This window comes from Pseudomonas sp. S2_H01, assembly GCF_054668305.1.
Genome location: NZ_CP162756.1, coordinates 861,764 through 874,169 on the forward strand (window position 1 = coordinate 861,764; position 12,406 = coordinate 874,169).

A 12,406-nucleotide genomic window follows, 5' to 3' on the forward strand; every position below is an offset into this window, starting at 1 on the left:
GGCATTTCTGTCGATAGGCGCACACCCTGTGGGAGCGAATTCATTCGCGAAGGGCAGGTACAGTCAACACATCTCCATACTCCGGAACATTTTTCGCGAATGAATTCGCTCCCACCGCTTCATATCGCGCGAGCAGGAAAACCGTTCATTTCTTCAAACCCGCAATACACGGCGAAACAAACAGTTCTCCTTTATAAGCCCCCACCACGGTCCGGCGCATGATCACCAGCCATAGCATCGCCAGGCTTGCCACCAGCAGGCTTCCCAGTACCGAGAAGAACCCCAACTGCAGGACAGCCCCCAGCTTCAGCGTGGTCAAGGCAAACACGCCCAGCGGAAACGTGAACCCCCACCAGCCGAGGTTGAACGGGATGCCGTTGCGCAAATAGCGAACGGTGATCATCACGGCCATCAGCAGCCACCACACACCGACGCCCCACAGAATGATCCCGGCGATCAGGCCCAGGCCCGAGGCGATCTCACCCACACTGCCCAAACCATGGGCGGCAAAGATCGCAGGAGAGTCCGCACCCAGCACCATCAAGCCAAAGGCCCCGGTGCTGATCGGGCCCAGCGCCAGCCAGCTTGAGGCCGCCATGCTTTCGTGGGGCAGTTTGTGCAGGGCCATGCGCAATAACAGGATGGTGAGCATGCTGAACGCCACCGGCACCGACATCGCCCAAAGCACGTAGCTGGTGATCAGCACACTGAACGGGCTGTGGCTGTCCGCCAGGTGCGGCGCCAGCAACCCTCCGCTGGCCGCCGCCACTTCCGCCGCCACCACCGGCAGCAGCCAGACCGCCGTCATCTGATCGATGCGGTGTTCCTGACGGGTGAACATCATGAACGGGATTACCACGCCGCACGCCAGCGACATCGCCACGTCCAGCCACCACAGCGCTTCGGCCAGCGGCAACACGCCCTGACCCCACCGGGGTATACCGAACGTGAGCAGGCCGTTGATGATCGTCGCCATGCCCATGGGGATGGTGCCGAAGAACATCGAAACCGTTGAATGCCCGAATATCCGCCGCGCCTCATCAAAGAACATCACCCAGCGCGCGGCGTAGAGAACGCTGAAGCTGAGGAACAGGACGATGTTCAACATCCACAGGGCTTCGGCCAGCTGGAACATGCCGGGAATGTGAACCGGAAGCTGCGTCAGAACAGCCGACAAAATGCCGGTGCCCATGGTCGCGGCGAACCAGTTGGGGGTGAATTGGCGAATGACTTCGCGCGGATGGCTCAGTTGGCTGAAAGGTCTGCGCGGCATAAAAAGGGTGTACTGCATGGGTCGCTCCTGTCCTCATGTGAGGTGGTATTCATGTTACGGCGCGACCCGATATCTATTAAGCGGGTAATTTCTCTATACCTCATAGATTTAACAGATATACACAATTCCCTGTAGGAGCGCGCTTGCCCGCGAAGGCGGACAGTCAGAAACAGGGGTGTTGTTTGACACGCCACATTCGAGGGCAAGCGCGCTCCTACAGGATGTGCGCGGTCGATCCAGGTCAATATGGGAAAACAATCGGAGGTTTGCCCCGGCCACCTGCGACACCGCGCCGCTCAGACCTTGGTCGAAACAGACGAACGTGATGCAGCGTGCGAGACTGTCTGACCGGCGAAGGATCGCCGTCGAATCGTGACCTGTTTGAATCTGGAGTTCCCATGTCGCTGTCCAGCGGGCTGATCGCTGCCGTCGCCCTGGCCTATATGGCCATCATGTTCGCCATCGCCTTCTACGGCGACCGTCGCAGCGGTGCCCTGCCGCCCCGATTGCGGGCGTGGGTGTACAGCCTGTCCCTGGCGGTCTATTGCACTAGCTGGACGTTCTTCGGGGCGGTCGGTCAGGCGGCCGAGCAGCTATGGTCGTTCCTGCCGATCTACCTCGGGCCCATCGTGATGATGGTGCTGGCGCCTTGGGTGCTGCAGAAAATGGTACTGATCAGCAAGCAGGAAAACATCACTTCCATTGCCGACTTCATCGCCGCGCGCTACGGCAAATCCCAGTCGCTGGCGGTCGTTGTCGCTTTGATCTGCCTGATCGGCGTCCTGCCCTACATCGCCCTGCAACTCAAAGGCATCGTGCTGGGCGTGAACATCCTGATCGGCGCGGGGGCGGATGCCACGGGTACGCGGGCGCAGGACACCGCACTGATCGTTTCGCTGGTGCTGGCCCTGTTCACCATCGTCTTCGGCACGCGCAACCTCGACGCCACTGAACACCACCGCGGCATGGTGCTGGCTATCGCGTTCGAGGCGCTGGTCAAGCTGTTCGCCTTTATGGCGGTTGGCGTCTTCGTGACCTTCGGCCTGTACGACGGGGTCGACGATCTGTTCAATCAGGCCATGCTCGCGCCGCGCCTCGAGCAATACTGGAAGGAGACCATCAACTGGCCCTCGATGGTGGTGCAAACCGGCGTTGCGATGATGGCCATCGTCTGCTTGCCACGGCAGTTCCACGTGACGGTGGTGGAGAACATCGAGCCGCAGGATTTGCGCTTGGCCAAGTGGGTGTTCCCGGCCTACCTGTTGCTCGCCGCGCTGTTCGTGGTGCCCATCGCACTGGCCGGGCAAATGCTGCTGCCAAGCTCGGTGCTCCCGGACTCCTTCGTGATCAGCGTGCCCCTTGCTCACGCGCACCCGGCCTTGGCGATGCTGGCGTTCATCGGCGGCGCCTCGGCCGCGACCGGCATGGTGATCGTGGCCAGCGTGGCCCTGTCGACCATGGTGTCCAACGACATGTTGCTGCCATGGCTGCTGCGCCGTAAAACCGCCGAGCGTCCGTTTGAAGTGTTCCGTTACTGGATGCTCTCGGTACGCCGGGTCAGCATCGTGGTGATTCTGCTGCTGGCGTACGTGAGCTATCGGTTGCTGGGATCGACGGCCAGCCTGGCGACCATCGGACAGATCGCGTTCGCCGCGATCACTCAACTGGCGCCCGCGATGATCGGCGCCCTTTACTGGAAACCGGCTAACCGCCGTGGCGTGTTCGCGGGCCTGGCGGCCGGTGTCTTTATCTGGTTCTACACCCTCGTGCTGCCCTTGACCGCGCACAGCATGGGCTGGTCACTGAGCAGTTTCCCGCTGCTGGCCTGGCTGCACAGCAACCCGCTCAACCTGCCGATCAGCCCGCTGACCCAAGGCGTGGTGCTGTCGATGGCCGGCAATTTCATCCTGTTCGCCTGGGTCTCGCTGCTGTCGCGCACGCGCGTGTCGGAGCACTGGCAGGCGGGCCGATTCATCGGGCAGGAGTTGCAGGCACGGCCCAACAATCGCTCGCTGCTGGCGGTGCAGATCGAGGACTTGCTCAAGCTCTCGGCGCGCTTTGTCGGCGAAGAGCGCGCGCAACAAAGCTTCATCCGCTTTGCCTATCGCCAGGGCAAAGGCTTCAACCCGAACCAGAACGCCAACGGCGAATGGATTGCCCACACCGAACGGCTGCTGGCCGGTGTACTCGGCACGTCGTCCACCCGCGCGGTGGTCAAGGCGGCCATTGAAGGCCGGGACATGCAGCTGGAAGACGTGGTGCGCATCGCCGACGAAGCGTCCGAGGTCCTGCAGTTCAACCGCGCATTGCTGCAAGGCGCCATCGAGAACATCACCCAAGGCATCAGCGTGGTGGACCAGTCGCTGAAACTGGTGGCCTGGAACGACCGCTACCTGGAGCTGTTCAACTACCCGGACGGGCTGATCAGCGTCGGCAGGCCCATCGCGGACATCATTCGCTACAACGCCGAACGCGGCTTGCTCGGCCCCGGCGAAGCCGAGGTGCACATCGCACGACGCCTGCACTGGATGCGTCAGGGCCGCGCGCACACCTCCGAGCGGCTGTTCCCCAATGGCCGGGTGATCGAACTGATCGGCAACCCGATGCCCGGCGGCGGTTTCGTCATGAGCTTCACCGACATCACGGCCTTCCGCGAAGCCGAGCAAGCGCTTAAAGGCGTCAACGAAAGCCTTGAACAACGGGTGGCCGAACGCACCCGCGAACTGTCGCAACTGAACCTGGCACTCACCGAGGCCAAGGCCCACGCCGAAGCCGCCAACCAGTCGAAAACGCGCTTTCTGGCGGCGGTCAGTCATGACTTGATGCAGCCCATGAACGCCGCGCGCCTGTTTTCCGCCGCCTTGTTGCACACCGACGACAACGTGCCCGATGAAGCCAGGACACTGATCCAGCATCTGGACAGTTCACTGCGTTCGGCCGAGGACCTGATCAGCGACCTGCTGGACATTTCCCGCCTGGAAAACGGCAAGTTCACCCCAACCGTCGCACCGTTCCCGCTCAATAATCTGTTCGACACCCTGGGCGCAGAGTTCAAGGCGCTGGCGCAGGAGCAAGGTCTGAGCTTCCGCGTGCGCGGCAGTCAACTTCGGATCGCCAGCGACGTAAAACTGCTGCGCCGGGTGCTGCAGAACTTCCTGACCAACGCCTTCCGCTACGCCAAGGGGCCGATCCTGCTGGGCGTGCGACGCAAAGGCGACCACCTGAGCCTGGAAGTCTGGGACCGCGGACCGGGCATTCCGGAAGACAAACGCCAGGTGATCTTCGAGGAATTCAAACGCCTGGACAGCCATCAGACGCGCGCAGAAAAAGGGCTTGGCTTGGGTCTGGCGATCGCCGACGGCCTGTGTCGTGTGTTGGGCCATACGCTGGAGGTGCGTTCATGGCCGGGCAAAGGCAGCGTCTTCAGCGTGACGGTGCCGCTGGCACGTTCGCAAACGTTGCCGCAACCGACGACCGCCGAGCCTAAAAAGACTGCGCTCAACGGCACACAGGTGCTGTGCATCGATAACGAAGACAGCATCCTGATCGGCATGAACAGCTTGTTGAGTCGCTGGGGCTGTCAGGTGTGGACCGCGCGTAACCGTGAAGAGTGTCAGGCACTGCTCGACGACGGCATCCGTCCGCACCTCGCGCTAGTCGACTACCACCTGGACCACGGCGAGACCGGCACCGAGCTGATGGCCTGGCTGCGCACCCAATTGGGCGAGCCGGTGCCGGGCGTGCTGATCAGCGCCGATGGTCGCCCCGAGCTGATCGCACAAGTGCATGCGGCGGGGCTGGAGTACCTCGCCAAACCGGTCAAACCTGCGGCATTGCGGGCGTTGTTGAGTCGGCATGTGAGCCTGACGTGAGGTCAAGATCGCGTTGATTGATTGCTGACCTCTTGTAGGAGCGCGCTTGCCCGCGCACAGTTTTTCAGGTCACCGCCGTAGTGTCTGAAGTACGGGTTCGCGGGCAAGCGCGCTCCTACAGAGGTTGGTCCGGCTTCCTGCGATACGGAAACACATCAATCACCTTCCCCGCCCGAATCGCTGCCTGCACGCCCTTCCAGTAATCGGCGTCGTACAGCTCGCCATGCAGGCTGTTGAACAGTCGGCGCTGGCTCAGGTCGGCGAACAGAAACGGCGGAAACTCTTCGGGAAACACGTCCAGCGGACCAATCGAGTACCAGGGCTCGGACGCCATTTCGTCCTCCGGTGTGCGCGGCTCAGGGATGCGCCGGAAGTTGGCCTCGGTCAGATAACAGATCTCGTCATAGTCGTAAAACACCACGCGCCCATGCCGTGTGACGCCGAAGTTTTTCAGCAGCATGTCGCCGGGAAAGATATTGGCCGCCGCCAGCTGTTTGATCGCCAACCCGTAATCATCCAGCGCTTCGAGCACCTGTGCCTCACTGGCGTTTTCCAGGTACAGGTTGAGCGGCGTCATGCGGCGCTCGGTCCAGCAATGACGAATCAAGACCACGTCGCCTTCGAGCACGACCGTCGACGGGGCGACGTCCAATAACTCCTCCAGGCACTGCGGCTGGAACCGGGCAACCGGAAAGCGAAAGTCAGCAAATTCCTGGGTGTCGGCCATGCGCCCTACCCGGTCCACGCTTTTCACCAGCCGGTATTTCTCGATCACCGTGGCGCGGTCGACATTCTTGGACGGCGAAAACCGATCCTTGATGACTTTGAACACGGTGTTGAAACCCGGCAGCGTGAACACGCTCATGACCATGCCCCGCACGCCCGGCGCCATGATGAACCGGTCATCGGTGTCGGCCAGGTGCTTGATCAGTGCGCGATAAAACTCGGATTTGCCGTGCTTGTAGAAACCGATCGAGGTGTACAACTCGGCCGTGTGTTTGCCCGGCAGAATGCCTTTCAGAAAACCGACGAACTCGGCAGGCACCGGCACATCGACCATGAAATACGAACGCGTGAACGAGAAGATGATCGACACCTCGGCCTCGTCGGTGATCAACGTATCGATCTGCACGCCCTGCCCTTCGCGGTGCAGCAGCGCGATCACCAGTGGCCATTGTTCGTCGAGGGTGTAGATGCGGCCGACCAGGTAAGCGCCTTTGTTGCGGTATAAAACAGAAGAAAACAGCTCCAGGGTCAGCGCCGGATCCTTGCAGACCCACTCAGGCAGGCTTTCGCGCAGCAGGGCCTCCAGGCGTTGCAGATCGCCTTTCAGGTCGGCGTAGGCGACGCTGAAGCGGTAGTCGCTGAACACCTCAGCCAGCATCGCTGGCAGATCGCCCTTTGGCCGGTACGTACGCGTTTGCGGCGAACTTTCATGATGGCGTGACGCAGGCCGGGTGGTGTGAATGAACATGCAGTCGTCGCTGATCAGGTCATGACTGAAGAGGTTGCAGAAGATCGAGTTGTACCAGGTCTCCGCGAGCTCATCGTCCAGACGCGGGTCGATCCGCTCGATGTAGGCACGCTTGACCTGCGGCCAGCGGTCGGCGTCCAGCAAAAGATCGCCCGCGAAGGTCTTGATCAACCGAGCGGTGAGTTCACCGACCTTCTCCTCATACAGACTGATTCGCGCCGCCGACGCGGCCTGCGCTTGCTGCCACAGCGCTTGCTCAAACCGGCGTTGAGCCCCATCGGCGATGCGTCTGAAGTGATCGCGGTAATCGTCAAAGCCTTCAAGGATCAGGCGGGCGATGTCGGCAGCAGGCCAAGGCGAGGACATTGAAATATCTCGTAATCGTTCCAGCGCCGAGCTTAGCAGCGGATGGGCTGGGCCACCGGAACGCTTTCATTTGGCAACAGTCAGACCGTTTCAAGTGATATCAATTTGATATACAACCATCCCCGGCCAATAGATGACAAAAACAACATGGCCTCTGGATGACCTGAAAAGAAGCCATTAGGAGCGATGAGTCTTGATTAGAAATATGCGGATCGGTAGCCGGGCCAGCCTGGGTTTCGGGTTGGTCGCCCTGTTGCTGGCAGCTGTCGGCGTGCTCTGCCTTGCAAAGATGTCGGTGCTGCGCTCAAGCGCGCAGGTGATTGAACAATCCTGGATGCCCCATATCGAAGACACCCACGCGATGGCAGACCGTATCACCGCCATTCGCATGGAAGCCTTGCGGCTGATTGCCATTCCGGAGGCGGACGTGCAGCGCAAAAGCAAGGCCGTCATCAACGACAGCCGCAGTCAGTTGCTGCAGCAATTGAGGACATACAAGGCGCAGGCCGGCACGCCGCAGGAAGGCCTGTTGATCGACAACCTTGAACGCTCGATCGCAACCTACTCGAACATTCTGGATCTGGTCATCGCGAAGATAGACGCTCAGCGGTCCACAGAAGCCTACGCCCTGTTGAGCGAGCAACTGGCACCGGAAGGCAGCAAACTGGACGGGCATCTGCGTGCCCTCATCGCCTACAGCCAGCAAGGGGCCGATGCCGCGGCCAGGGACGCAGCCGCCCTCTATGAACGCACTCAGTTAATTGTCGTGGCGATCATCGTCGCGTCCCTGATCCTCACGCTGGTGCTTGCCATGGCACTGACCCGCAGCATCGTTCGCCCCATTCAACAGGCGCTGGGCGTCGCCCGGACCATCGCCTCTGGCAACCTGACCACGCCCATCGTCCATCAGGGCAAGGACGAGCCGGCACAACTGCTTGCTGCGCTGGCGACCATGCAGGACAACCTGCGCGCCACGATTCGCGGCATCAGCGACTCCTCACAGCAACTGGCGTCGGCCGCCGAAGAAATGAGCTCGGTGATGGAGGAAAGCACGCGAAGCCTGCAGGCGCAGAACGATGAAATCGAACTGGCCGCGACCGCGGTGACCGAGATGAGCGCGGCGGTGGACGAAGTCGCGAGCAATGCGGTGTCCACGTCCGAGGCGTCCAAAGCCTCTGACGCCGACAGCCAGCACGGCCACCAGCAGGTGACCGAAACCATCGAGTCGATTCAAGGCCTGGTCAGCGAGGTCATGCATGCCTCGACGCAGGCGCAAGGGCTGGCGACGCAAGCGCAGGACATCAGCAAGGTGCTGGAAGTGATTCGTGGCATCGCCGGGCAGACCAACCTGCTGGCGCTTAACGCCGCCATCGAAGCCGCACGCGCCGGCGAAGCAGGACGCGGGTTTGCCGTGGTCGCCGACGAAGTCCGTTCGCTGGCGCAACGCACCCAGGACTCGACGCAGGAAATCGAAGAGATGATCAGTGGCATCCAGACCGGCACGCAGGACACGGTCGGCGCGATGCAGAACAGCGCCAGCCGCGCGGAGCAAACGCTGCAACGGGCGAGCGGCGCGGGTCAGGCACTGGAAAAAATCACGGCGGCAATTTCGCAGATCAACCAGCGCAACCTGATCATTGCCAGCGCAGCCGAGCAGCAATCGCTGGTGGCACGGGAAGTCGATCGCAGCCTGGTGAGCATCCGAGACCTGTCTACCCAGACCGCAGCAGGCGCCACCCAGACCTCCGCCGCCAGCCAGGAACTGTCGCGACTGGCGGTGGATTTGAACGGGTTGGTCACGCGGTTTGTGGTGTAGCCGCGGTCGTCCGAATCAACCTCACTTCCGTATGGGAAGCGTCCTGCTGGCGAATGGATAGGGTCAGTCAACGACCCTGTTGAATGTCATATTGCATTCGCCAGCAAGCCGGCTCACGGTCTTCGACCAGAATCGTGCCGCAGGGATACGGAGGTCCGCGCTATTTCACCTTGCGAAACACAAACACCAACCCCACCACGATCAGCACCATCCCCAGCATGCTCAGCCAGGCCAGGCGATTGCCGAATATCAGGTAATCCATGATCGCGGTCACGGCGGGCACCAGGTAGAACAGGCTGGTCACGTTCACCAGATTGCCCTGAGCGATCAGCCGATACAGCAGGAAGGTCGCCAGCACCGACACCACCAGCCCCATGTACAGCACCGGCACGTAAAACCCGACGCTGTGCTCGAAATGGAACGGCTGAAACGGCACGAACACCGCGCACACGACAGCACCGGCAAAGTACTGAACCGGCAGTGTGCCCAGCGGGTTGGCGGTGATGCGTTTCTGCATGATCGAGCCGCCGGTCATGCTCAACATGCCCAGCACCCCGAACGCCATGCCGGCCAGCGAGCCACCGTCGCCGATGCCTTGATAGACCACCAGCCCCAGGCCCGCCAGCCCCAGGCAAAGCCCGAACATCCTTGAGCCAGAGCGGCTGCGCTCAACCAGTACGGCGGTGAGGATCGGCTGAACCCCCATGATCGTTGCCATGACGCCTGGGGCGACTTTCATGTCCAGCGCCAGCAGGTAGCAGATCTGGTAAGCGCCCAACAACACAGCGCCCGTAGCAATCGCATAAAGCATCGATTGACGCGTGCCGGGGAGCTTGTAACCCAGGGTCGGGATCAGGATCGCCAACGCAATCAGCGCCAGCACGAAACGGAAAAACAGAAACGCAAAGGGGGATGCGTGCGCCAGACCCCACTTGGAAACGATCGCCCCGCTACTCCAGAGCAGGACAAACAGCGTGGTCGTGGCCATTGAGGCCAGGGCTTTATTCGCAAACATGGTGTCACCTGTGATTCAGACAAAATCGGACCCGGCGCAGAACCGGATTCACGGATGTTTTGTTGGCGTGTGCAGGCGTGGATCGAACGCGGTGGAGCGGTCGATCAGCCGAGCACAACGACGCCTGGTGGTGCGACGACGCACACGACCGGGCTGCTCACAGGAGACGGTGGGGGGTAACGCGTGATGAAGGCGATTTGCATGCACCCGCACGGATCAACAGCAGACGGGGCTGCGGTGTCGAACACGAACTGAAGGTGGGGAGCAGGCATGGCGCTGATCTTCTTCGGAATGGGGGTTAAGTGCTTGGAGAGGTTTCAAAACACCGGCGCTGAATATAACCAGCGCGCGGTGCACGACGCAACGTTTAGTTATCAGCCAAACAGCCAGTAACCCAGCAGGGTCAGCACGATCACTGCCAGCACTGGGCGCAGAATGCGGTAGGCCTTGGGATTGGCGCGTTTGAACTGTTTCACCTTGCCGCTGAACGCATTGCTGAAGCGCTTGCTGAACGCATACGCCTGGTTGATCCCGCCGACGCGCTCGTCATCGGTGTTCTGCGGCGCCGTGGCGCGACCGAGAAATGCACTGACGCTGCGGTTGATCGAGGTCATGAAGCGGTTGCTCAGCGGGCGCTCGATGTCGCAGAACAAAATCACTCGGGTGACGTCGGTTTCGTTCTTGACCCAATGCACATAGGTCTCGTCGAACATCACGTCCTCGCCATCGCGCCAGGCGTAGACCTTGCCGTCGACGAAGATCCGGCAATCGTCGGAGTTTGGCGTCGAGAGCCCAAGGTGATACCGCAGGGAACCGGCGAACGGATCACGGTGCGGGTTCAGATGACTGCCGCCCGGCAACAACGCGAACATCGCGCCTTTTACGTTGGGAATGCGGCTGACCAGCTCCACGGTTTTCGGGCACAGGGCCTCGGCGGACGGCAGGGGTTTGTCGTACCACTTCAGGTAAAACCGCTTCCAGCCTTTCTTGAAGAACGAGCCAAAGCCGGCGTCGTTGTCCTTGGCGGCGGCGCGGATATAACCCTCGTCAAACAAGTGCATCGCTTCGTCGCGGATGGTTTCCCAGTTGTCGCGCAGCACGTCAAGCTCGGGGAACTTGCTACGGTCCAGATAGGGTTTGGACGGCACGCTGGAGAACATGTACATCAAGGCGTTGTACGGAGCGAACAATGCGGAGTGGTTCACGAACTGCCGCAGCACCGGCAAACGCGCCTTGCCGCGCAAGTGCACGTACAGCGTGCTGCCGAGAAACAGCAGCAGAATCGCCGCTTTGGCAGCAATAGAAAGGGTCATGAAACTCTCCTTGGAGCAGGCAAATCGCCAAGTGTTGATACGCTGCTGTCGTAAACCTTATAAGTCTGAATCACTGCAGCGTACCGCCGGATGACCTGTGACAAGTTCCGGCGGGTCTGGATGGCGGCCATCATAAGCCTTAGTCGGCCCGGTAAAAAGCCGAAGCAGCCCGCGATGCGACTATTGGGCCAGCTCCTGTTCAGTAAACAGGTCGCTGAAGAGCATGCTGGACAAGTACCGCTCGCCCGAATCCGGCAGCACCACGACGATTGTCTTGCCCTGCATTTCCGGCTTCTCGGCCAGGCGCACGGCGGCGTGCATCGCCGCGCCGCAGGAAATGCCACAGAGAATGCCCTCCTCCTGCATCAAGCGCCGCGCCATGGCCTTGGCTTCTTCGTCGCTGACCAGTTCAACCCGGTCGACGAGGGACAGGTCGAGATTCTTCGGAATGAAGCCCGCGCCGATGCCCTGGATCTTGTGCGGACTGGGGGTGATTTCCTGGCCGGCCATCGCCTGCGTGATGATCGGCGAAATCATCGGCTCAACCGCCACCGAAATAATTGGCTTGCCCATGGTGTGTTTGATGTAACGCGAAACGCCGGTGATCGTGCCGCCTGTGCCGACGCCTGCCACAAGTACGTCGATGGCGCCATCGGTGTCGTTCCAGATTTCCGGGCCGGTGGTCTTTTCATGAATCGCCGGGTTGGCCGGGTTCTCGAACTGCGCAGGCATGAAGTAGTTGTCCGGTTCGCTCGCCACCAGCTCTTCGGCCTTGGCGATGGCGCCTTTCATGCCTTTGGCAGGTTCGGTCAGCACCAGTTCTGCGCCCAGCGCCTTGAGCACCTTGCGCCGCTCGATGCTCATGGACGCCGGCATGGTCAGCATCAGCTTGTAGCCGCGCGCAGCAGCGACGAATGCCAGGCCGATGCCGGTGTTGCCGGACGTGGGCTCGACGATGGTCATGCCCGGCTTGAGTTTGCCGCGGCTTTCCGCGTCCCAGATCATGTTGGCGCCAATACGGCACTTGACCGAATAACCCGGATTACGCCCTTCGATCTTGGCCAGAATGGTGACCCCGCGCGGCGCGATGCGGTTGATCTGCACCAGAGGCGTATTGCCGATGGAGTGGGCGTTGTCTGCGTAAATACGGCTCATGACCGGGTCCTTGTGCAGGTGGGGAAAAGCCCAAAGCCTATGCCTTGAGCACATGATGCGTCCAGTCGTAGCGAACGGATGACCACGCCGACAGTCAACACCTCTAAGTCACCGGAGAGCGT

The 12,406-nt window shown here is 61.1% G+C and carries 6 protein-coding genes and 2 pseudogenes; 3 read left to right on the forward strand and 5 right to left on the reverse strand.

Annotation, left to right across the window (positions count from 1 at the left end):
- Window positions 1-145: 145 nt before the first annotated feature.
- Entirely contained in the window at window positions 146-1,291 is a 1,146-nt protein-coding gene (locus AB4N84_RS03810) for a TDT family transporter (RefSeq protein WP_460045305.1), read from the reverse strand.
- A 380-nt stretch (window positions 1,292-1,671) separates the two neighbouring features.
- Between AB4N84_RS03810 and AB4N84_RS03815 the strand changes: the two genes are divergently transcribed.
- Window positions 1,672-5,145, forward strand: coding sequence for a hybrid sensor histidine kinase/response regulator (locus tag AB4N84_RS03815; protein ID WP_460045306.1), 3,474 nt, complete (start codon window positions 1,672-1,674; stop codon window positions 5,143-5,145).
- A gap of 115 nt (window positions 5,146-5,260) precedes the next feature.
- Here the strand turns inward: AB4N84_RS03815 and aceK are convergent, their stop codons facing one another.
- Complete coding sequence (gene aceK / locus AB4N84_RS03820) at window positions 5,261-6,985, reverse strand: bifunctional isocitrate dehydrogenase kinase/phosphatase (RefSeq protein WP_460045307.1); 1,725 nt, start codon at window positions 6,983-6,985, stop codon at window positions 5,261-5,263.
- A gap of 205 nt (window positions 6,986-7,190) precedes the next feature.
- Between aceK and AB4N84_RS03825 the strand changes: the two are divergent.
- Window positions 7,191-7,898 (forward strand): annotated as a pseudogene (locus tag AB4N84_RS03825) (MCP four helix bundle domain-containing protein); the annotation flags it as partial.
- A gap of 309 nt (window positions 7,899-8,207) precedes the next feature.
- Window positions 8,208-8,801, forward strand: a pseudogene (locus AB4N84_RS03830) (methyl-accepting chemotaxis protein); the annotation flags it as partial.
- 160 nt (window positions 8,802-8,961) lie between these two features.
- On the opposite strand, the gene AB4N84_RS03835 reads toward AB4N84_RS03830, so the two are convergent.
- The 3 genes from AB4N84_RS03835 to cysK form a co-directional block, all read right to left on the reverse strand.
- Window positions 8,962-9,816 (reverse strand): DMT family transporter, encoded by an 855-nt coding sequence (locus tag AB4N84_RS03835; RefSeq protein WP_460045308.1) that lies wholly within the window; start codon window positions 9,814-9,816, stop codon window positions 8,962-8,964.
- 374 nt (window positions 9,817-10,190) lie between these two features.
- Complete coding sequence (locus AB4N84_RS03840; protein ID WP_460045310.1) at window positions 10,191-11,129, reverse strand: aspartyl/asparaginyl beta-hydroxylase domain-containing protein; 939 nt, start codon at window positions 11,127-11,129, stop codon at window positions 10,191-10,193.
- A gap of 180 nt (window positions 11,130-11,309) precedes the next feature.
- Complete coding sequence (gene cysK / locus AB4N84_RS03845) at window positions 11,310-12,284, reverse strand: cysteine synthase A (protein ID WP_460045311.1); 975 nt, start codon at window positions 12,282-12,284, stop codon at window positions 11,310-11,312.
- Window positions 12,285-12,406 lie beyond the last annotated feature (122 nt).